Here is a 20,917-nt window from a genome sequence, read left to right on the forward strand (position 1 = left end):
TATTCTCCTTGACATTCACCCCCACCTCAGTTATAATAGTATGTGAGCGATAATATTCAAAGGTGGTTATAATATGGATATAAAATTTCATCTTCCGGATTTTGTAAGGCATTTCAGACTTAACCTGACACTTGCGGAATATATGTCAAGATTTCCCGACGCTTTCGTTGACGGCGTAAAGATCGGCTCGGTTTACGGCTGCTTTCCCAATATGACCTGGAACGGCGGCAGATTTATCCAGGGCAGCATGGATCCACGAATTATCCGTGAGATACTCAGCCAGTTCAACAAGCGTGGCATTCCCTGCCGTTTTACTCTCACAAACCCCGAAATAAAAATGGAGCACCTCTCCGACCCGCTGTGCAATGCCATTTTAAAGGCTGCGGACAACGGCATGAACGAAGCTATCGTGTTCTCCCCCATGCTGGAGGACTACATCAGGGACAAGTTCCCCGATATGCCCATAACCAGCTCCACCTGCAAGCAGATAGAGGACTTTGACGAGCTTTCCGCAGAAATGGAAAAGGACTACTCCCTCGTAGTTCTGGACTATAATTTCAACAACAATTTTGATGTTCTTGAAAAGCTCCCCCACAAGGAAAAGGCGGAGCTTCTCATCAATCCCTGCTGCACCCCTGCCTGCAAGCGCAGAGCCGACCATTACCGTTCTATCGGCAGGAGCCAGATCGCCTGTACCCAGCACATGATGAAGCGCACAGGCACTCCCTACATTCCCGAACCGTTTGAATGCCAGTGCATGAAGAGGACGCTTTATCAGACTGTTGACTCCCCTCTGCATATTTCACCCGATGCTATTTACAATAAATATGTACCAATGGGCTACGGCAATTTCAAGATCGAGGGCAGAAGCGTTCCCGATGTGAATATTCTGGAAAACTACATTTATTATATGGTCAAGCCCGAACTCAGGGACAAAGTCCGCCTTGACATTCTGCTTATGCTCACCAAGGATTTCAAATACTTTAAATAAGAAAGGTCGGTCACTCTATGAAGCTGCTGGCTATTGACGGAAACAGCATTATGAACCGTGCATTTCACGGCATAAAGGCGCTTTCCAACAAAAAAGGCACGTTCACCAACGCCCTTACGGGATTTATGAACATCTATCTTAAAACTGCGAGGGATATCTCTCCCGACTGCTGTGCCGTGGCTTTCGACCTGAAAGAGCCTACGTTCCGCCACAAGGCAAGCGCCGCATACAAGGCAAACCGCCACGGTATGCCCGATGAGCTTGCCATGCAGATGCCGCTTATCAAGAATATCCTCCGTGATATGGGCATAAGCGTTATCGAATGCCCCGGCTTCGAGGCGGACGATATTCTGGGAACACTTGCGGCTTCCTGCGGCGAAAATGACAGTGCATATATCCTTACGGGCGACCGTGACAGCCTGCAGCTCATCACCGACAACGTGACCGTTCTGCTCCACACTACAAAGGAGCTTATCCGCTGCACTCCCGAAAAGTTCGGCGAGATGTACAACGGCCTTGAACCAAAGCAGCTTATCGACCTGAAAGGTCTCATGGGCGACAGCTCCGATAACATCAGCGGAGTAAAGGGCATAGGCGAAAAGACCGCACTGGCGCTCATATCCGAGTACGGCTCCGTTGAGGGGCTGTATGAAAAGCTGGGCAAGGGCGAGGTCACTGCCACAAAGTCCGTCATTGCAAAGCTTGAAGCGGGCGCTCAGGACGCAAAGGACAGCAAGTGGCTGGCAACCATTGTTACAGATGCACCCATAAGCCGAAACATTGCCGACTACAGCTACAAGGAAAAGGACGAAGCTGCCCTTTCACAGCTCCTTACCGAGCTTGAAATGACAAAGCTTATGGAAAAGCTGAATATAAAGCCCTCTGCGGAGGCACCGTCAGAAGCAGAAAAGCTTCCCGAGACAGAATACACCCTGTCGGAGATGTCCGTCAACGACATAAGCGGCAGCTTTGCTTTCATCTTTGTTACAGGCGAAAAGCCAAAGCTTTATGTATCATACAACGAAAAGCTTTGCTGCTTTGAGGACGAAAAGGATATCCTTTCTCTACTTTCAAGCGGCTTTGAAAAGCAGACCTTCGGTGCAAAGCCTGCCTACAGATATTGCCTTGAACACGGCACGGAGCTGAAAAATGTGGTATCCGACGGCGATATTGCCGGCTACCTGCTGAACGCCTCCGCCTCGGAATACACCATAAACGGACTGTGCGCACTTTACAGCTGCCCCTCCTACGAAAAGCTGGGCGAATATGCCGACATTGCCGCCCTGAGCGGACTTTGCACACGTCTTGACAAAGAAATATCCGACCTTGGCATGGAAAAGCTTTACACCGAAACGGAGCTGCCCCTCACCGAGGTGCTGGCTTCCATGGAATTTTACGGCGTAAAGGCAGATACCGACGGCATAAGGGAGTTCGGCAACACCCTCTGCGGCGAGATAGAGGGACTGGAGCAGCAGATATATTTCCGTGCAGGCAAGCAGTTCAACATTGCTTCCCCGAAGCAGCTGGGCGCAGTGCTTTTTGAAGATCTGGGGCTGCCGTCGGGCAAGAAAACCAAAACAGGCTACTCCACCAATGCGGACGTGCTGGAAAACCTCCGTGACAAAGACCCCATTATAGATATGATAATCATGTACCGCCAGTACACCAAGCTCCAGTCCACATATGTTGAGGGGCTTTTAAAGGCAGTCTCCGCAGACGGCCGCATTCACTCCGTTTTCAAGCAGACCGAGACCAGAACGGGCCGTATATCCTCCACGGAACCAAATTTGCAGAATATCCCCGTCCGCACGGAGCTTGGACGGAACATGAGAAAATTCTTCGTCAGCGAAAAGGGCAGAACGCTTATTGATGCGGACTACAGCCAGATCGAGCTGAGGATACTTGCACATCTCAGCGGCGACAAAAATATGCAGGAATCATTCATCAGCGGCAAGGATATCCACACCTCCACGGCAGCCCAGGTATTCGGAATGCCCGAGGATATGGTAACGCCCGAAATGAGACGTGCGGCAAAGGCGGTAAACTTCGGCATCGTATATGGCATAAGCGCATTCTCGCTTGCAAAGGATATCGACGTTTCCGTTGCCAAAGCGGACAGATATATAAAAAGCTACCTTTCAAACTTCCCCAAGGTAAAGGAATTTATGGACAAAGCCGTTGCCGATGCGGAAAGCAAGGGCTATTCCGAGACCATATTCGGCAGGCGCAGATATATCCCCGAGCTTGCGGCGAAAAACAAGAACATTCAGTCCTTCGGCAAGCGTGCGGCAATGAACGCCCCCGTGCAGGGTGCGGCGGCGGATATCATCAAGATAGCCATGGTAAAGGTGTTCCGCAGGCTGAGAGACGAAAAGCTGGACGCTCACCTTATTTTGCAGATACACGATGAGCTTATCATAGAAGCCTCCGAAAAGGACTCTGCCCGTGCGGCGCAGGTGCTGGGCGAGGAAATGCGGAATGCTGTAAAGCTTGACATTCCTCTCACTGCCGATGTGGAAATGGGCAGAAGCTGGTTTGAGTGCCACTGACACATTATAATTATATAACATAAACGAACAGCTGTTCACAAGGTCATAGCCTTATGAACAGCTGTTTTTTATGTATTCTCCGCTGCCGTGCTCATTTTTGTCCAGTTGATATATCCGTATATCGCATTTATAAGGTACACTGCCCACATGGTGGTCATGATAGGGTCGCCCTTGCCTGCCCACATAAGCACGGTTACCGTGTCAACGATTATCCACAGCAGCCACTGCTCACGGTAGCGCATTATCATAAGCAGGTTTGCGGTAATGGATATCACCGTGCTTGCGCTGTCGAGCCATGCGGAGCTTCCGCCCAGAGCCGACAAAAGCAGCTTGTAAAGAACGATAGCCACAGCCGTTCCTATCAGCAGAAGCACTGCGGGAAGTGGCTTCATTCGCCTGCCCTTTACTGTATCGCCACTGTCCTTTTCCATGTTCTTCTTCCACATATATATGCCCACAAACTGGCTGGGGAGGTAGTACAGTGCGTTGAGCATCACCTCGCCGTAAAATCTGCTTATCCACGATACAGCAACATATGCCGCAATATTTACAAAGCCCCAGTAATACTGCGCTTTTTTGCCCGCTGCGCAGAGCACCACGCAGTTTATGCCGCATATCGCCGCAAAGGCGCTGAGGATATTGTACAATGTCAGCCCGATTTCGTCCGTAAGTGCAAAATACACCGTGAACCCCGTTACCGCCAGAACCTCCGCCCACTGAAAGGGCGTGAAATATTTTATTATTTTCTTTATCATATTGTCCCCCTTATAATCTTTACCTGAGCATATCCTCCACAAGCATTACCGCCTTTTCATACCGTTCAGTATAATTTCCGCTGAGAGATATTGGATAATATCCATGGGAAACATATATCTCCCTGATAAGATTGCTGTACTTTTCACGCTCAGCGGCAATTATGGGGCTTCTGTCGCCGTCCTGCACAAACTTAACGTCAGCCTCGCAGAAAAGCACCAGATCATATTCATTGAAAAGGGATATCGCCTCCGCCAGTGCGGAATTTCTCTCATTTTCCTTATCCCCCAGAAAATCTATAAAAAACTTTGTGATAAGGCAGTCCGTATCCTCGAAAAGCACCTTGTTGGATGATCTTATCAGTTCAATCTCACGCTGCTTGTGGGTGAGGAGTATATCTCGGAAATCCGAGGGTATCATCAGTTCATCTGTACCCGACCGCTCAGACAGCTCACGCCCTGCCTCTTCCATGAAATTGGTATTGAAGTGCATGGCAAGATTTTGCGTAAGCGTGGATTTTCCTGTGCTTTCGCTGCCGATAAGCAGGACTTTTTTGACGTAATAAGACCGCACATTTGTCGGCAGCCAGTCCCAGTGACCGTAGATATCCTTTCGTATTTCCGTGGAGGATATGCCGTCACGGGGGAATATGACCAGCTCCGCATCGGGATAGCACACATTCCAGAAGCTGTTTTCGTCATAATCGCTGCCGCAGAAGACCGCATCTATCTTTTCGCCCGCAAAGGCTTTCACCTTTTCTGCATCCGTAAACCACTGAGCCTCGCCGTATTCAGCCTTTGTGCCGCAGTCGTCCTCAAGAATGAATATCCTCACATCGGGCAGGTGGCGAGTAAGCTCATACACCCACCTGTAGCGCACACGGATATCCGCCTCGCAGCGCTTTCTGCCGTTGCTTATTACGATAATGAGCCTTTCGCACATATTTGCCGCCCTGATAATGCACCGCACATGACCTATGTGCAAAGGATTGAAACTGCCGCCGTACATTCCGCATCTGTATTTCATGATACTGCCCCCTTGCCTTTATATGATCGGATAGCTGTTGCCGCTTATCTCGGTAAGCGCCCTGCCGAGAAGATTTTCCCCACGCCATTTCTTTACGCTGAAACGGTCGGGAGAGCTCATGGAAAGTCCTATCCCCCACACCCTGTCGCTGACTGAACATTCCGCAAAAACGCAGCCTCCGAAGCTCAGCAGGCGCTCCATAAGCTCCTTATTCTGCGAGAATTTAAGCTGTACCCCACGCTTAACTATCTCATATTTGTTTTCGTCCCACAGCTTTTGGTCAAAGCCCTTAACAAGCCTGCCCAGCGCCTTTATCTCGGCAGGAGAGGAAAGCACCATCACCTGTCGGGCAGTTTCATCATCGCCGAAAAGCACCGCCTTGCGGTACATCATGTACTGCTCTGCCGATGAAAATTCTCCGTATTCATCATCGGAAAAGCTGCTCATGTACCAGTTGCTGAGAAAGCCGTTAGGCTCTTCGGGCTTGTGGAAGCAGATTATGTTGTACATATTGTCACGCTCCTATAAATATCATTCCGGTTTTTCTCTGTATATCCTGCTGGGGCGGTGAGCGTCCCCCGAGGTCATGCGCTCGGTCTCCTCGATAAGGGGAGCCACCCTGCGGCGGAAGTTTGCCTTGTAGAGAGGCTTGCCCAGAAGTATCTCATAAACCCTTTGCAGCTGGGGAAGGGTAAATTCCTTTGGCAGAAATTCAAAAGCAATGCGTGAATATTCTGTCTTGTTCCTTATCCGCTCCCTGCCGTATTCGATGATCCTTCGGTGGTCGAAAGCAAGCTCTTCATCGGAAGAGAGAAGCTCCTCCACGTCATAAAGCTCTGCTGATGAGGTTCGGCTTCCTGCGGATAAGGTGAGCTTTTCAGCAGGAGTAAGGGACAGGTACGAAACCGAGATTATCCTCATTCGAGGGTCACGGTCAATATCGCCCCATGTGTATAGCTGCTCAAAGTAAATATCCGCAAGCCCTGCTTCTTCCCTTGCGCCCCTTGCCGCCGCTTCGTCAAGGGTCTCGTTTATACCCACGAAAACGCCGGGGAGGGAAAGCATATCCTTGAACGGGTGCTCGCTTCGCCTTACCAGAACTATTTTCAGCCTGTCGTCCTTTACGGTAAACACCAGCAGGTCAACCGCCACTGACGGCTTTTCATATTCGTTTTTATTGTACGAGCTTAAAAATTCCTTTTCGGAGTCCACATTATCACGTCCTTATGGGTTAGTATCACTTTGCAACTTACTGTAGTTATATGATAGTATATTTTCACTACTAAGTCAAGAGACAAAATAACGATTTGTAAGATGTTACAAATATTAGTGTTAGATTTGTGGGTATGAAACAAGAATTTGAAAGACAAGAACACAATGAAATTGATTTCGTCCATACCTTCGCCTTACCACAGAAACCAAAATCGTCGTTCCTGACGGAACGCCTCTTGCATTTATCTGCATCACTGCTTTTAATAGCCTTTTCACACGCAAAAAACTCCTGCCGTGCTTTTGTACGGCAGGAGTTTTTGTCCGATTGCTCAGAGCAATCAATAAACTGTTTCTATATCAGGAAGTATTGAAACAGAACATCGGCTATTATATCATACTAAGAACCAATTAAAAACTATACAAAAAATTGAGCATAATCTTGCGTATATGGATTATGCGATGATTTTTTGTCTATAGTTTTATTGGTGATTAGTATCAGAACATCTGAAAGTCCGTCTGACCGTCAGGCATTACTATCGCCTTTCCGTTTATTCCAAAGACCCTTTGGATATTTTCCGTGGTCAGCACATCTACAGGCTTGCCCTCCGCAACGATATTTCCGTCAAGGAGAAGATATATCCTGTCACAGTAATGCGCCGCCAGACGCAGGTCGTGAAGCACGGTAAGCACTGTTTTTCCGCTGTTTTTAAGATAATCCAGCAGAAAAAGCTGATGCTTTATATCCAGATGATTTGTAGGTTCGTCCAGTATCATTGTCTCGGTGTTCTGGGCAATGGCACGGGCAAGGATAACACGCTGCTTTTCACCGCCCGAAAGGCTCAGGTATCCTCTTTCGGAAAGCCCCGACATACCCACGGTCTCAAGGGCTTTTGCCACAGCGTCCCTGTCCTCCTGTCCGCAGCTTTCGGTAAGCTTTTTGCCCGCATAGCGTCCCATAAGCACTACCTCTTCAACTGTATAGTCAAAGCAGGCTTCGTGCTCCTGTGCCACTACGGAGACACGCTTTGCCATCTCCTTGTTGCTCATGGCAAGGACATTTTCTCCGTCAAGGGTTATCTCGCCGCTGTCGGGCTTGGCAAGCTTGTAGATATTCTTGAGTACAGTGGATTTTCCGCTGCCGTTTGGACCCATTATACCCACAAACTCCTTGTCTTTGACATTGAAGGACACACCGTTCAGTATCTTATAATTACCGACAGAATATTTCAGGTCGTTTACTGTAAGCATATTATCACTTTCCGAATTCGTATCTGCGCTTTCTGACCATCCACAGGAAAAGCGGGCCGCCGAACAGCGCTGTAAGTATTCCCACAGGAAGCTCCGCAGGGGCGCAGACAAGCCTTGCGGCAACGTCCGCCCATATCATGAAGATGCTTCCGCACAGGAGCGAAAGGGGTATGACCTTTGAATGATCCGCACCCGTTACCGAGCGGACGATGTGGGGAACGATAAGTCCCACAAATCCGATACATCCGCTGACCGCAACGGCAGAGGATGTAAGCACGGCGGTGATGAAGATGAGCAGCTTTCTTACTGCGTTTACGTTTACGCCCAGCGTTATAGCCGAGCTGTCGCCCATCATCATGGCGTTCAGTGGGCGGGAGAATATCATCATTACCACAGCAGACGGTATCAGCACCGCATATGTGATTATAAGGTCAGACCATTCTGCACTGCCGAGGCCGCCCAGCATCCAGAATGTTGCCTGCCGCACCTGCGCATCACTGGGGGCGGTATAGACGATGAAGTTTGTCAGCGCACGGAATATGGCAGACACAGCCACGCCCACAAGCACCAGCCTGATAGGTGTAATGTCGCCGCCGCTTCTTGACAGTGTATAGACGATGATTATGGAAAGGAGCGCTCCCACGAATGAGCCGAAGGATATGCTCATCTTTCCCCAGGGGAGGACTACCGAGGCGATTATGGCAAGCACCGCACCTGCGGAGGCACCGCTGGAAATACCCAGCACATAAGGCTCCGCCAGGGGGTTTTTGGTAAACGCCTGCATTCCCACGCCAGAAAGGGTAAGTCCGCCGCCTACAGCCAGTCCCAGCAGAACTCTCGGTATTCTTATGAACCACACGATGTTCTGCGTTCCTGTTTTGATATCGTCGATATTTCCGCTGCCGAAAAGCTTGTTGAATATTATCCGCCACACATCTCTGAACGGGATATTTACAGGTCCCAGACTGATTCCTGCAATGACGGAAAACACAAGCAGCACTGCCAGTATCACACAACAAAGGCCTGTGTGTTTGCGCACAAAATTACTGAAGCCTTTCATTATTCTTCTTCAAAGCACTCGGGGTGGCAAGCCTTGGCGAACTTCTCGATGGTATCGGCTGTCATGGAGCTTGCAAAGGACTCGCAGAGTGTAACGGAGATAATTCTGTCATTCTTGATAGCGCTGATATCAGCAAGAGCGGGGTCGTCCTTGAGCTGAGAAAGCTTCTCTTCAAGGGAATGAGAGCCGTAGTCGTTGATGATGATGACCTCGGGGTCACGCTCGATAACGGACTCCCAGCTTACGGTTGCCCATGTGGTGTCCATATCAATGAAGATGTTCTCGCCGCCTGCGTGACGTATAAGCTGTGCGGTGAAGTTGTTGCCGCAGGTGTAAGGGCCGTCATCTGCAAGGTAGTCAAATACGAAAACTCTAACAGGCTCAGTGCCTTCGATCTTCTTTTCAACCTCGGCAACCTTTTCCTTCATGCCGTTAACAACTTCTTCCGCACGATCCTCTACCTGGAAAATTCTGCCCAGGTTGTAGAAATCCTGATAAACGTCGTCAAGGTCAGCGCCCAGCTTGTAGCCCTCAATAGAGGAAAGGGACATTATGCCGTAGCTTGAAAGGGTGTCGTGAGTGGTGTTGTTCTTCTCGCTGAATGCGCTGCTTCTGCCGTAAACAAAGTCGGGAGAAAGGTCAAGTATAGCTTCCAGAGAAGGCTGCTTCTCGGAAAATTCGGGGATAGCCTCGTATTCCTCTCTGTAAAGGGGATTTACACGGGAGTTATTGCTGCAGGTACCAACGATCTTGTCGCCAAGACCCAGAGCCATAAGCTCATCGCCGACGTTAACGTTTGTGGAAAGCACAGTCTCGGGAACCTTTGTAAAGGTAACTACCTGGTCGTCATTTGTAACAAGCTCAAAAGGGAAGCCGCTCTCGGCGCTGTCCTCGGAAGCCTCTGTGTCCGCTTCGGTGTCGGCAGCTGCGTCCGATTCTGTTGTGTCAGCGGCTGTTGTGTCGGCAGATGCGTCCGTTACAGCCTCCGAAGCTGCTGATGTGTCGGAAGCGGCAGTGTTCTCAGATGAACAGCCTGCTGCGGACAATACCATTCCCAGTGCAAGCACAAATGATGCTGCAGCCTTTATCCTTCTCTTTTCCATAAAAAACCTCTCCTCTCGGTATTATCAAAAAAGCGTGCCCCGCACATCGGGACACGCTTTGAAAAGCCATATCATACGGCATCTGCCAACAGGCAAAGCATTCCCATAGGAAAGCTTCTCTGTGCGGCAAAACCGAGAAAGAGCAAGTTCGGGCGTGACCTCCGGTGACGGCAGAGGCACCGCTTTCCTTCCACGTATCTGACTTATCCCCAAAGGGCTTCACAGTGACCGACTCGCTGAGACTTGCCGACGAAAGCCGTCCGCTCACTCAATTCCGTGTTCTGCCGAATGCGGCAGATGAAGAAAAACGTTATATTTTGATTTGATGGTTTTATTATATACCCCCTGCTAACAGCTTGTCAATGCGGAATACCACAGAAAAAGCCGTATATTTCCACCCGATACTTGTTTATTCTGCAAAAAAGTCTTAAACCTTATGCACGCTGTAAAGACTATATATGAACATTTGGTTTGATTCATAGATAAAGATCATTGCAAGGCAGCAATTTTGCAAGTTTTATATCTCAGAAATTCATTTTTGCATATAAGTCCATTCAAGCTCCGCTCCCTGAAAGATCTCCCTTTTTATCACCAAAACGCCGCAGTGCTTGACATTTGTTGAAAATATGCTATAATGTCAATATGATTTCCCGCCGTCAGTGGAAAGGTCGGCGGATATTGAGAGGATTGGTAAAAAATGAAAAAGAACAGAATTGCTGCGCTCCTTATTGCCGCAATGACCGCTGTTTCCATGACTGCCTGCGGCAATACCGCTTCCGACAGTACAAGCGAAACAACTGCTGAGATCTCCGCTGCTGAGGAAACTCCCGCTGAGGAGACATCTGCTGAAGATACTTCAGCCGAAACTTCAGAAGAAACCTCCGAAGCTGCCGAGGACGGCGTTAAGGTGGTAAACGACAGAGAGGGCGGAACTGTCGAGATCAAGGGTGAGATAAACACCATCGTTTCGGGTGCTCCCTCCGTTACCGAGATACTGGTAGGACTTGGCCTTGGCGACAAGATAATCGCTGCTGACGCTTATTCCGCTGATGTTGAGGGCATTGACCCCTCCATATGCACTCTTGACTTCTACAATCTTGATATTGAAGCCATTGCTGCCATGAACCCCGATGCTGTTATCATCAACGGCATTTCCATGACAGGTGCGGACGATCCTTACTCCGCTCTCAAGGACGCAGGCGTTCAGGTGCTTTACGTTCCCTCTTCCGAGTCCGTTCAGGGCGTTATGGACGATATCAGATTTATTGCTGAATGCACAGACACTGATGAAAAGGCTGACGAGCTGCTTATGGGTATGTCCGATGTCATTGCTGAGGTGGTTGAGCTTTCTCAGAACATCACAGAAAAGAAAAAGGTTTATTTTGAGGTTTCCGCAGCTCCCTCTATGTACACCTGCGGCTCCGACACATTTGCAGATGATATCCTTGACCTTATCGGCGCAGAGAACATCTACAGCTCCGAGAGCGGCTGGATAAACAACACCGATGAAAGCGTTATCGCTGCCGATCCCGATGTTATCATCACCAGCGTTAAGTATGATGGTTATGACTACAACGAGATCTACAGCAGAGAGGGCTGGGAGAATATTTCTGCCATAAAGAATCATCAGGTATATCAGGTAGAGCCTAACCCCGTAAGCAGACCTTCCCAGAACGTTGTTGAGGGTATCCGCATTATGGCTCAGATCATTTATCCCGATGTTTACAGCGATCTCGGCAGTACTGACCTTGAGTCCGACATCGTTGAGGCAGGCAGTGAAGAAACTGCTGAAGCAGAAGCTGAGACTGAGCTTGACGCTGCTGCATAATATTGCCTAAAAACAATAATAATATAAAGCGCACAGATGAAAGGAATGAGTGTATGTACCGCAAGAGGCATTTTCCTATAATCTGTGCGCTTTTTTGCGCCGTTGTTTCAATAGTGCTGGGTATCGGCATAGGCTCGGTGAACATCTCCCCGGGTGAAATTTTCACCGCTATAGGCGTGCGTTTCTTCGGTGCGCAGCTGCCCGAGGATATGCCGATCACCACCGTGAACATCATCACAGACATAAGAATGCCAAGAGTTGTGCTGGCATTTCTCACGGGAGCAGCCCTATCCGCCAGCGGTGCGGCGGTGCAGTCGGTGCTGCGCAATCCCCTTGCCTCCCCCTACACCCTGGGCGTTTCCAGCGGAGCTTCATTCGGCGCAGGGCTTGTTATCGCAGCGGGATTTACATTTCTGGGGCAGTTCACCCTTGCAGCGGCAGGTCTTGTGTTTGCTCTTCTGACCATGTTTGCGGCGGTGGCGTTCACCTCCCGCATAGACAAGAATTTCGAAAGCAGCACCATCGTCCTTACGGGAATGGTACTGTCACTTTTCATCAGCGCCATAGTAAACATTATGGCAAATCTGGCAGGGGAAAAATACAAGCAGATACTCAAATGGCAGACAGGCAGCTTTTCGGGCCGTGGCTGGAGCAGCTGTGCAGTGGTGGCGGTGGTGTCCGTGATCTGCATTTTCATTTATATGCGCCGCTCCAAGGAGCTTGACCTTATGAGCTTCGGCGATGAGCAGGCTGCTTCCGCAGGCATTGACCCCACAGGCACAAGGCGCTTTCTGCTGATAATAATGTCCGTCCTTACGGGAACGGCAGTGGCATTTTCGGGCGTTATCGGCTTTGTGGATATGATAGCTCCCCAGATAGTCCGCCGCATATTCGGCGCAAAGCACAGCGTTGTTATACCCATGTCCGCAGTGGTGGGCGGCACGTTCATGGTCATCTGCGACATTGCCGCAAGAACGGTAACAGCTCCCTCCGAGCTGCCCGTTGGTACGGTCACGGCGCTTGTGGGAGCACCGTTTTTCGCCTACGTATTCTTCAAGAAAAGGAGGAACAGCCAATGACGCTACTGAAAGCGGAAAATATATCCTGCGGATACGGCAGCGGCGATATTGTCAGCGGCGTTTCTCTTGAACTAAAAAGCGGCGAGATATTGTCCGTTGCGGGAAAAAACGGCTGCGGAAAAACAACTCTGCTGCGCTGCCTGTGCGGGATAATAAAGCCCTCTTCGGGGCATATCGAGATAGAGGGCGAGGACATCTCACCGCTTATGGGCAAAAACAGGCGTGAGCTTGCCAAAAAGATAGCTCTTTTCTCTCAGACCTCCGCAGGGGGAGCGTTCGGGTCATACACCGTTTTCGATACGGTGATGATGGGCCGATACCCCTATATGACAGGCGCATTCGCCTCTCCCGATGCGGAAGATGTGCGGATAGTAAAGGAATGTATGGAGAAAACCAGGATATCAAACCTGTCATCACGGTATATCGGCGAGCTTTCGGGCGGTCAGCTCCAAAGGGTGTTTCTGGCAAAGACCTTTGCCCAGCAGCCGAAAATAATATTGCTGGACGAGCCTGCAAACCATATCGACCTTTCGGGCCAGCCTGAGCTTATAGCGCTTATGCGTGACTGGACAGCCTCGGGAGGAGCAGCAGTGGCAGTTTTCCATGACCTGAGCCTTTGTGCTGCCGCATCGGACAGAATGATGCTTATGGACGGCGGAAAAAAGATAGCGGATGGCAGCTGTCGGGACATTTGCAGGAGCGATAAAATATCACAGATATACGGCTTTGATGTGCCGTCATATATGAAAAAAATGCTTTCATTCTGGTCGGAATGAAAGCATTTTTTTATTCTTCTTCCTTTACATAAAAAAGCTTTGCTATAAGCGAGTTCAGCGCCGCTTCATCGGGATAAAACTCCATAAATTCTTCTCCCACCACGGCTTCGCCCTCCATGGCATATATCTCGCCCAGCTCATACTCCCCTGCCTTTTTCGACAGCTCCTGGAGCTTGCTGACGGTGCAGTCGGAGATCATATAGCCTGCAAGACTTGTCATAACATCAGCGGAAAAGCTGTCATCGCCATCCATAAGCGTGCGTGCCTTGCTAAAGAAAGCGTCCATATATTCACGCTGCCTTGCCATTCGTGACAGGTTGCTGTTGTCGCCAACGCCTATTCTTCCGCGGACATAGTGGAGAGCCTGCTCGCCTTTTAGCGTAACAGTCTCGCCCTTTATGAGAGTAGGGTCATAGTCGCCGAAATCATCAAGGACAGTTACCTCAATACCGCCCACCAGATCGTTCAGCACAGGCACAGCGTCCATTGTGACGGACATATAGTGATCCACCTTTATGCCGTCCAGCAGTCCCGAAACAGCCTCTGACGTGTTAAGACAGCTCTGCTCCCTGCCGTTGCCGTAGGTATGGGCAAGGGCTATCTGCTCGGTAACAGTGTTTATCCTTTGTCCCGCAACGCCCAGAACACCAACCTTGACCATAGTGTCACGGTTTATCTGGATTATGTTGCAGGTCTTTTTCTCATCGTCCAGCACCAGCAGCAGGAGCATATCCGCCTGCTGGTCATTGTCGTATGAGGTGTCATCAATATCGCTCTCAAACTTGTCAAGACCCATTATAAGGAAAGTCTGGATATTCTTGTTGAGAACATATTTTTCCCCGTCCACGGTGATATTTGCAGTAGTTCCCGCAGTGTTCTCCCCAAGAAAAGTGCCTTGGCGCTTTTCCCATAAATTCAGGATCACCAAGGCAGCAATAAAGATCAGTACACACACGAGAACCACGGCCGCATACTTCCGTATGCGTGACTTATCGGATTCTCTTGTTTTATTCATAATAATTTATCGGGCTGAAATTATTCAGCGTCTTCCTCTGTAGTGTCGATAACGATAGCGTAAGCAGCAGCCTTCTTGGTCTTGAATACCAGCTTGCCGTTAGCGTTTACCTTAGCGTCCTTTACAACGCTCCACTGGCCGTTGGAGTAGCAGAGAAGTGCAACGAACTTGTCAAGGTTGGGAGCCTTTACTCTTACTCTTGTGCCGCTCTTCTTGTCCTTGGGAAGTACGGAATAGAAGATATCGCTTACAGCGAGATCGGAAACGTCAAGACCCTGCTCTTCAGCAATATCGGCAATATCCTCGGTAAGCTCGGTAAGGTCGGTGTGCTTCTTTACATCATTGTAGCACTTTGTAAACTCTCTCCTCTGCTTTGCAGTAAGAGCGGAACGCTTGGAATAACCGTAAGCCTTGTACTTGTCATGTTCCTCGGTGTTGGCAGCAGTGCTGCCCTGCTCATCGTCCTTTGTGGAGGTAGATGGAGTAGTTGTGCCTGCGGTTGCGGAGCCTGATGTGGAAGTATCAGCCTCGGGACCGTGATGTGAAGGGCTGTAAACAATTTCGCCGTTAGCGGCAAATGCGCTTGCGGAGCATACGAAGGTTGCGGCAACAGCCATAACAAATGCTAATATCTTTTTAGTTTTCATCGTTCATTTTCCTTTCTGTATTTCATTTTTATGTAAGTTAAGAGTCTCAGAGACCAAGCAGGGCATTTCCCGTTTCGGTAATGCGCTCGACATAAGACCTGCCAAGCTTTTTCTCTATATGCTCATATGCGCTGCCGATATCAGGAGGGCGGTCGGTAAGATTGTGGCAGTCCGACCCCAGCAGATGTATAAAACCGCTGCGGAGCAGGCGCATTGCCTTTCCTCTTGTTACCACGCTGTTGAAAAACGAAGCATTGGACTGTATCACAACTCCGTTTTCAATGAGCCTCCATATATTTTCCTTTTTCTGCCTTGGGAGAGGGCGCTCGATGTGAGCTATGACCACCGTTATCCCCGAGCAGGAAATGTTAAGGACCTCGCTTATCATATACTCGCTCCATGCTGACAAGGGCATTTCCAGCAGCAATGTGCTGCTGTCCCCGATGCAAAGGGAGTCAAGGCCTTCAAGTGAGCTGATGCCCGAATAATAGGCAACCTCTGCTCCCAGAAGTATCTTTGGGGCTTTAGGCGTATTTTCCAGCGCTTCCGCCAGACTTTCGTAAGCCCTCTGCCGCCTTGACAAAAACTTCTCCACGGACACCCTGTCGGCGTAAAAATGGGGAGTTGCCGCCACGGTATCAATGCCCTGATCTATGAGCATATCTATAAGCCCCAAGCTCATTCGGAGATTTTTGCTGCCGTCGTCAATGCCGGGAAGTATATGACTGTGAATATCTATCATTCTTATCAGCTTTCAGTAACGGTCTCAGCGCCGGGAAGCTCCTCGCTCTCAGGCTGCTGATAATAGTAGGTTTTATATTTGCCGTATTTGCTGTATTTACCGTAGGCTGCCTTTTCGTCCTTGGCATTGTTCATAACGCAGCCAAGCACGTTTACGTTTGAGAGCTTCAGCTGCCTTACGCAGTTATCAAGCTCACGCTTTTCAACATATTCCTCACGGACAACAAGTATCATGCCCGATATAAGCTTTGATATTGCAAGAGCATCTGTTACCACATTTACGGGGGGCAGGTCAATGATTATGTAATCGAACCTGTCTGCCATCATGTGCAGCATTTTCTCCATCTTTGCGGAGCCAAGCAGCTCAGAGGGGTTGGGAGGGATATTTCCCGACATCATGACGTACCAGTTTTCGTGTATATTGGTCTTATACACCTTGGTATCGCCGCCCTGGAGGAAATCCGTAAGTCCCGGCTGATTCTTGTATCCCAGCTTCTTTGCGATACTGGGGAGACGAAGGTCGCCGTCTATGAGCAGTACAGTCTTTCCGTCCTCTGCAAGAGCATAGGCAAGATTTATAGCAATCGTGCTCTTTCCCTCGCCTCTTACCGAGCTTGTAACGCCGATTATGGGGCATTTCAGGTCATCGGGAAGGACAAAGTTAAGATTTGTACGCAGCATCTTGTACTGTTCCTTGGCAACAAAGCTAAGGTTCTGGTGCAGCGTTTTTTTATCGGTAACAGCAAGCTGGTGCTTTTTTGTTTTCGCCATTATTTTATATTACCCGCCTTATCCATTCATTTTCACATCGAAGCCTTACTTGCCGTAAGAAGCATAGTAGCCGTATTTGCTCTTGCCCGAGCCTGAATCCACCAGATCGGGTACCTTTGCAAGCACGGGGAAGCCATAGGTCTGGAGAACATAATCCTCATCGTGGATAGTGTTGTCCATAATGGCAAGCAGAACGATTATGAATATGGAGACCGCAGCACCTATGAACATACCCATTGCGGTATATTTTGTAATGCTGGGAGATACCTTCTGAAGATCGGGAACACCTGCATCAACAACTTCCATTGAGGTTCCGTTGATAATAACGGAAATTCTCTTGGGAAGCACCTCTGCAATGCAGTTGACTATCTTTGCAGCCTCGTAAGGGTCAGTGGAAGTGACCTTTACGCTCATGATCTCGGTGTTGTTTACAGGGCCTGCCTCGATCATCTGACTGAGCTCCTCATATGTATAGGGCACCTGAGACCTTTCAATGACCTCTTCAAGAGTGGTGCGGTTGTTGAGGATAATGGTGTAGGTCTTTACAAGGCTCTGGGCAGCAGTTATCTCGGAGGAGCTGATGCTGAAGCTTGTATTGCCCACGCTGATAGAGCTGTTGTTTACATAAAGAAGTATTGACGAAGAATACTTGGGCTGGATTATGAAAGCCGAATAGGCAAAGCCTATAGCCGCCGCTGCAATAGTTGCCAGCACAACTAACCAAGCTCTGTGCCAGACGCACTTTGCAAGGTACAGCAGGTCAATCACATAATAATCGTTATCTGTTGCTTTATCGGTCATGGAAATTATAATTCTCCTTTTGATTGACGTATAATGCTGTCCACACAATACAGTCTGCACGTAATGTTCAGATTTAGTATAACATATTATTAACAAAAAATCAAGCTACATCGACAAAAATAATGACTGCAATTTTGCTGATTTTCGGGTCTCGCCAATAAAAAATCTATATTTTTTCAACAAAAGAGCATTTACGAAGCATTATCGTCCGATCTTCTGCCCCATTCCGCTTAACGGAAACGAGACAGCTCCGCCTTCCATATCGAAAGTTGACATTCAAAGATAAGCTCTTGTTTAATAACGCCGCTTATCACAATGATTATAGCACATCACAGCTTTAATGTCAAGTTCCCTTAACATTCATCTGTTGACATTTTTCACAAACTTTTGCCTTTGGGAAGCCAAGCGCACCGTCACTGCATTACGCCTCGTAGCCCTTGCTGCGGATAACGTTAATAACACTGTCAACATATCTGCGGCAGATGTCCTCATCGGCGGCTTCCACCATTACACGCACCAGAGGCTCTGTTCCCGATTCACGGACAAGTATGCGTCCGCTCTCGCCAAGCTCCTGCGCCACAGCCTTGACCGCAGCCTGAACATCGCCGTCCTGCTGGGCAGCCTTTTTATCGGTAACACGGATATTTTCCAGCACCTGGGGATATATCTTCAAAGGCTCCGCAAGCTCGCTCATCTTTTTCTTCTTTGCCATCATAACTTCCATCATCTTGAGGCTGGTAAGGATACCGTCGCCTGTGGAAGCATACTTGGAGAAGATGATGTGTCCGCTCTGCTCGCCGCCTATTCGGCAGCTGTTCTTGGTCATATATTCATACACGTACTTGTCGCCAACGGCGGTCTTTGCGTATCCTATGCCCAGCTCGTCAAATGCCTTGTACAGACCGAAGTTGGACATTACAGTAGTAACGACAGTATTGTTGAGCAGCTTGCCACGCTCTTTCATGTATGCGCCGTATATGTAAAGAATGTGGTCGCCCGAGATAACATTTCCCTTTTCATCAACGCACAGGCAGCGGTCAGCATCGCCGTCGTAAGCAAAGCCCACGTCAAGACCGTTTTCCACCACATATTTGCAAAGTCCCTCAATGTGTGTGGAGCCTGCGTTCATGTTGATATTGGTGCCGTCGGGGGAAGCGTTTATAACATAAGTCTTTGCGCCCAGAGCGTCAAAGACGGATTTTGCAATGTTCCACGAGCTGCCGTTTGCGCAGTCAAGTCCCACCTTCATGCCCCTGAAAGAGTACATTCCGAGGGAAATAAGGTAGCCCACATAGCGGTTTCTGCCCGAAATGTAGTCAACAGTGCAGCCGATGTGCTCACGGTGGGCAAAGGGAACTTCCTCCCACTTCTGTCCGAACACTTCAAGCTTGCCGTCGATGTAATCCTCAACGAGAGAAATGGTCTCCTCGTCCATTTTCTCGCCGTTTCCGTTGATAAGCTTTATGCCATTGTCATAGTATGGGTTGTGGCTGGCGGATATCATAATGCCGCAGTCAAACTCATCAACCCTTGCAATATATGCAACAGATGGGGTGGTGGTAACATGGAGCAGATATGCGTCCGCTCCCGAAGCGGTAAGTCCGCCGACGATGGAATATTCAAACATATAGCTTGAACGGCGTGTGTCCTTGCCGATAACTATTTTTGCAGGGGTATCATCGCCCTTCTGCCTTTTTAGCTCGCCGTAATACCAGCCCAGAAAACGACCTACCTTGTAGGCATGGTCTGCCGTAAGGTTCTCGTTTGCTTCTCCTCTGAAGCCGTCTGTTCCGAAATATCTGCCCATTTTCTTTACCTCTCTCATTCTACAGTATTGCCCTGATCATATCAGCTCAGCAATAAAATCCAGTGTAAACATATCACAATTTTAACCCAATTAAACGTTTATGTCAATAGGGTGAGGGTGATTATTCACACTTCGCCTCTATAAATATAGTTATCCCACACCGGATATATGTAAATATTCTTCCGAAAACGAAAAAGATCCCCGCCGAAGCAGGGATCTTGCAAGTTCAGTATCATTTAATTATAATCACAAAGCAAATAATGCCTGAAATAATGTTATAAATTGAAGCCCAGAAAGTCCATCTCATATACAATTCCAGACAATCCCAATAAGGGGTTCCATTGTACATCGCTGAAAGTACAATAATGCCAAAAGCAATCTGAATCAAAAACCAGATCAATAAATGTATGTTTTTACAATGGCTTTTTTCTTTGTTGCACCAAGCCCTTTGCACAAAAGGAATATAGAGGAATACAAACGGATCAATCATCCATGATACAAGGAAAAACAAACCGTCCTCCCCGCCGAAATATGCTATTATCACAATTATGTAAGAAATTATGCTGGGCAAAACGACTTTATACAAAGGAATGATTTTAATTTCTTTATGGAAGTCAATTTTCACCATGCCAACCCCTTTGTGATATAATAATATGCAATAAAATTATACCACTTTGGGCTTGCTTTGTAAAGACCCGATCAGCGTATTCCTAACGCTTTGCTCATTCAGCCTTTTCAGTCTCGGCAATATCTCCCTTGAGGAGCTTTCTTGTCTGAGGGACCTTGAAAAGCACATATGCGCCGATGCCTGTGAAGATCATCTCGGGGAGCATATATGAGCCGTTGTAAAGCAGGCTGTAGAGAACTGTATTGTCGGTGGAGAAGCCGTTCCACAGCTCGCCGTAGGAGTGCCAGATAACAACGCCGCTGAGGAAGTGGAACAAAAATCTGATGAACACTGCCAGAATAGTTCCGCCCAGCCAGCCTGCTGCGCCCTTGTTTCTGAAAATGCCCGCAATGCCGAGAGAGGTGTATGCGAGAACATAGTCAAGCAGAATGCAGGCAATGAGCATTACAGGGGTAAGTCCCCAGCCGAAAAGTCCGTCGGTGATGCCCTGGAAAAGCTGGAACAGCGAGAACACAAAGGAAGCCGCAAAGCCTGCCTTTAAGCCCCTCTTGATGCTGTAAACAGCGATGGGGAGCATGGAGAGCAGTGTGATGGAGCCGCCCCACGGAAGTCTGTACACACGGATAAAGCTGAGAACAGCCGCCAGAGCGACCATTACAGCACCTTCGACCAATACCTGTACCTTTGAGTTTTTCATTTTTCTTTTTTCCTTTCGGATATGTATTTTGCGATACGATATGCACAAGCAAACAATATGTATTCATAAAACAAATGAAAACATAAAAAAAGCGCACGCCAATAGGCATACGCATAAAACCGAGCATATTTCCCTACGTTGGCATTACCCATATCAGGTTCGGTCAGAACATCAATTTGCCCTAT

Annotated in this window: 20 protein-coding genes; 5 read left to right on the forward strand and 15 right to left on the reverse strand. The window is 48.6% G+C overall.

Translation table 11 applies throughout. The features are described 5' to 3' along the window. Window positions 1-73 precede the first annotated feature (73 nt). Window positions 74-991 (forward strand): hypothetical protein, encoded by a 918-nt coding sequence (locus OCV68_RS07145; protein ID WP_262571779.1) that lies wholly within the window; start codon window positions 74-76, stop codon window positions 989-991. A 17-nt stretch (window positions 992-1,008) separates the two neighbouring features. Further along, window positions 1,009-3,540, forward strand: coding sequence for a DNA polymerase I (gene polA / locus OCV68_RS07150; RefSeq protein ID WP_262571781.1), 2,532 nt, complete (start codon window positions 1,009-1,011; stop codon window positions 3,538-3,540). Between the two features lie 68 nt (window positions 3,541-3,608). Here the strand turns inward: polA and pnuC are convergent, their stop codons facing one another. The 7 genes from pnuC to OCV68_RS07185 form a co-directional block, all read right to left on the reverse strand. Continuing rightward, complete coding sequence (gene pnuC, locus OCV68_RS07155) at window positions 3,609-4,295, reverse strand: nicotinamide riboside transporter PnuC (RefSeq protein ID WP_147622664.1); 687 nt, start codon at window positions 4,293-4,295, stop codon at window positions 3,609-3,611. A gap of 19 nt (window positions 4,296-4,314) precedes the next feature. After that, window positions 4,315-5,319 (reverse strand): AAA family ATPase, encoded by a 1,005-nt coding sequence (locus OCV68_RS07160; RefSeq protein ID WP_262571783.1) that lies wholly within the window; start codon window positions 5,317-5,319, stop codon window positions 4,315-4,317. Window positions 5,320-5,337: 18 nt separating this feature from the next. Further along, window positions 5,338-5,829 (reverse strand): NADAR family protein, encoded by a 492-nt coding sequence (locus OCV68_RS07165; protein ID WP_262571785.1) that lies wholly within the window; start codon window positions 5,827-5,829, stop codon window positions 5,338-5,340. Between the two features lie 21 nt (window positions 5,830-5,850). After that, complete coding sequence (locus OCV68_RS07170) at window positions 5,851-6,531, reverse strand: NUDIX hydrolase (protein WP_262571786.1); 681 nt, start codon at window positions 6,529-6,531, stop codon at window positions 5,851-5,853. A 495-nt stretch (window positions 6,532-7,026) separates the two neighbouring features. Further along, window positions 7,027-7,779: an ABC transporter ATP-binding protein gene (locus OCV68_RS07175; protein WP_022474778.1), complete on the reverse strand. Its 753-nt coding sequence runs from the start codon at window positions 7,777-7,779 to the stop codon at window positions 7,027-7,029. Between the two features lie 4 nt (window positions 7,780-7,783). Further along, on the reverse strand, window positions 7,784-8,818 hold the full coding sequence (locus tag OCV68_RS07180; protein ID WP_262571787.1) for a FecCD family ABC transporter permease: 1,035 nt from the start codon (window positions 8,816-8,818) through the stop codon (window positions 7,784-7,786). 20 nt (window positions 8,819-8,838) lie between these two features. After that, window positions 8,839-9,942 carry an ABC transporter substrate-binding protein gene (locus tag OCV68_RS07185; protein ID WP_262571789.1) on the reverse strand — a complete coding sequence of 368 codons (1,104 nt, stop codon included), beginning with the start codon at window positions 9,940-9,942 and terminating at the stop codon, window positions 8,839-8,841. A gap of 697 nt (window positions 9,943-10,639) precedes the next feature. On the opposite strand from OCV68_RS07185, the gene OCV68_RS07190 reads away from it, so the two are divergent. The 3 genes from OCV68_RS07190 to OCV68_RS07200 are packed head-to-tail and all read left to right on the forward strand — an operon-like array spanning window position 10,640 to window position 13,625. Then, complete coding sequence (locus OCV68_RS07190) at window positions 10,640-11,770, forward strand: ABC transporter substrate-binding protein (RefSeq protein WP_262571791.1); 1,131 nt, start codon at window positions 10,640-10,642, stop codon at window positions 11,768-11,770. 53 nt (window positions 11,771-11,823) lie between these two features. Beyond that, a complete protein-coding gene (locus OCV68_RS07195; RefSeq protein WP_262571793.1) occupies window positions 11,824-12,849 on the forward strand; it encodes a FecCD family ABC transporter permease in 1,026 nt (341 codons plus the stop codon). After that, window positions 12,846-13,625 (forward strand): ABC transporter ATP-binding protein, encoded by a 780-nt coding sequence (locus OCV68_RS07200; RefSeq protein ID WP_022474773.1) that lies wholly within the window; start codon window positions 12,846-12,848, stop codon window positions 13,623-13,625. Before OCV68_RS07195 ends, OCV68_RS07200 begins: the two co-directional genes overlap by 4 nt. Before the next feature lie 10 nt (window positions 13,626-13,635). Here the strand turns inward: OCV68_RS07200 and OCV68_RS07205 are convergent, their stop codons facing one another. The 8 genes from OCV68_RS07205 to OCV68_RS07240 all read right to left on the reverse strand — a co-directional run bounded on the left by OCV68_RS07205 (window position 13,636) and on the right by OCV68_RS07240 (window position 20,732). Continuing rightward, window positions 13,636-14,640 carry an LCP family protein gene (locus OCV68_RS07205; protein WP_262571796.1) on the reverse strand — a complete coding sequence of 335 codons (1,005 nt, stop codon included), beginning with the start codon at window positions 14,638-14,640 and terminating at the stop codon, window positions 13,636-13,638. 20 nt (window positions 14,641-14,660) lie between these two features. Next, window positions 14,661-15,287: a hypothetical protein gene (locus OCV68_RS07210; protein ID WP_262571798.1), complete on the reverse strand. Its 627-nt coding sequence runs from the start codon at window positions 15,285-15,287 to the stop codon at window positions 14,661-14,663. A 46-nt stretch (window positions 15,288-15,333) separates the two neighbouring features. After that, window positions 15,334-16,029, reverse strand: a complete 696-nt coding sequence (locus tag OCV68_RS07215) for a tyrosine-protein phosphatase (protein WP_262571800.1) — start codon at window positions 16,027-16,029, stop codon at window positions 15,334-15,336. Window positions 16,030-16,034: 5 nt separating this feature from the next. After that, complete coding sequence (locus tag OCV68_RS07220; RefSeq protein WP_262571801.1) at window positions 16,035-16,799, reverse strand: CpsD/CapB family tyrosine-protein kinase; 765 nt, start codon at window positions 16,797-16,799, stop codon at window positions 16,035-16,037. A gap of 45 nt (window positions 16,800-16,844) precedes the next feature. Next, window positions 16,845-17,600 carry a YveK family protein gene (locus tag OCV68_RS07225; protein ID WP_147622675.1) on the reverse strand — a complete coding sequence of 252 codons (756 nt, stop codon included), beginning with the start codon at window positions 17,598-17,600 and terminating at the stop codon, window positions 16,845-16,847. Window positions 17,601-18,021: 421 nt separating this feature from the next. Continuing rightward, window positions 18,022-19,407, reverse strand: coding sequence for a phosphoglucosamine mutase (gene glmM, locus OCV68_RS07230; RefSeq protein ID WP_022474767.1), 1,386 nt, complete (start codon window positions 19,405-19,407; stop codon window positions 18,022-18,024). A gap of 232 nt (window positions 19,408-19,639) precedes the next feature. After that, window positions 19,640-20,035: a hypothetical protein gene (locus OCV68_RS07235; RefSeq protein ID WP_262571804.1), complete on the reverse strand. Its 396-nt coding sequence runs from the start codon at window positions 20,033-20,035 to the stop codon at window positions 19,640-19,642. 94 nt (window positions 20,036-20,129) lie between these two features. After that, window positions 20,130-20,732: an energy-coupled thiamine transporter ThiT gene (locus tag OCV68_RS07240; protein ID WP_022474766.1), complete on the reverse strand. Its 603-nt coding sequence runs from the start codon at window positions 20,730-20,732 to the stop codon at window positions 20,130-20,132. Window positions 20,733-20,917: the final 185 nt, after the last annotated feature.

The organism is Huintestinicola butyrica (assembly GCF_025567215.1).
Lineage (GTDB): Bacteria > Bacillota > Clostridia > Oscillospirales > Ruminococcaceae > Huintestinicola > Huintestinicola butyrica.

Excerpts from the sequence above, each read along its gene's own strand:
- polA (WP_262571781.1), top strand. The coding sequence starts at position 1,009 with ATGAAGCTGCTGGCTATTGACGGAAACAGCATTATGAACCGTGCATTT.
- OCV68_RS07165 (WP_262571785.1), bottom strand. The coding sequence starts at position 5,829 with ATGTACAACATAATCTGCTTCCACAAGCCCGAAGAGCCTAACGGCTTT.
- OCV68_RS07200 (WP_022474773.1), top strand. The coding sequence starts at position 12,846 with ATGACGCTACTGAAAGCGGAAAATATATCCTGCGGATACGGCAGCGGC.
- OCV68_RS07175 (WP_022474778.1), bottom strand. The coding sequence starts at position 7,779 with ATGCTTACAGTAAACGACCTGAAATATTCTGTCGGTAATTATAAGATA.
- OCV68_RS07190 (WP_262571791.1), top strand. The coding sequence starts at position 10,640 with ATGAAAAAGAACAGAATTGCTGCGCTCCTTATTGCCGCAATGACCGCT.
- pnuC (WP_147622664.1), bottom strand. The coding sequence starts at position 4,295 with ATGATAAAGAAAATAATAAAATATTTCACGCCCTTTCAGTGGGCGGAG.
- OCV68_RS07225 (WP_147622675.1), bottom strand. The coding sequence starts at position 17,600 with ATGACCGATAAAGCAACAGATAACGATTATTATGTGATTGACCTGCTG.
- OCV68_RS07235 (WP_262571804.1), bottom strand. The coding sequence starts at position 20,035 with ATGGTGAAAATTGACTTCCATAAAGAAATTAAAATCATTCCTTTGTAT.
- OCV68_RS07185 (WP_262571789.1), bottom strand. The coding sequence starts at position 9,942 with ATGGAAAAGAGAAGGATAAAGGCTGCAGCATCATTTGTGCTTGCACTG.
- OCV68_RS07160 (WP_262571783.1), bottom strand. The coding sequence starts at position 5,319 with ATGAAATACAGATGCGGAATGTACGGCGGCAGTTTCAATCCTTTGCAC.
- OCV68_RS07210 (WP_262571798.1), bottom strand. The coding sequence starts at position 15,287 with ATGAAAACTAAAAAGATATTAGCATTTGTTATGGCTGTTGCCGCAACC.
- OCV68_RS07215 (WP_262571800.1), bottom strand. The coding sequence starts at position 16,029 with ATGATAGATATTCACAGTCATATACTTCCCGGCATTGACGACGGCAGC.
- OCV68_RS07240 (WP_022474766.1), bottom strand. The coding sequence starts at position 20,732 with ATGAAAAACTCAAAGGTACAGGTATTGGTCGAAGGTGCTGTAATGGTC.
- OCV68_RS07195 (WP_262571793.1), top strand. The coding sequence starts at position 11,824 with ATGTACCGCAAGAGGCATTTTCCTATAATCTGTGCGCTTTTTTGCGCC.
- glmM (WP_022474767.1), bottom strand. The coding sequence starts at position 19,407 with ATGGGCAGATATTTCGGAACAGACGGCTTCAGAGGAGAAGCAAACGAG.
- OCV68_RS07220 (WP_262571801.1), bottom strand. The coding sequence starts at position 16,799 with ATGGCGAAAACAAAAAAGCACCAGCTTGCTGTTACCGATAAAAAAACG.
- OCV68_RS07205 (WP_262571796.1), bottom strand. The coding sequence starts at position 14,640 with ATGAATAAAACAAGAGAATCCGATAAGTCACGCATACGGAAGTATGCG.
- OCV68_RS07145 (WP_262571779.1), top strand. The coding sequence starts at position 74 with ATGGATATAAAATTTCATCTTCCGGATTTTGTAAGGCATTTCAGACTT.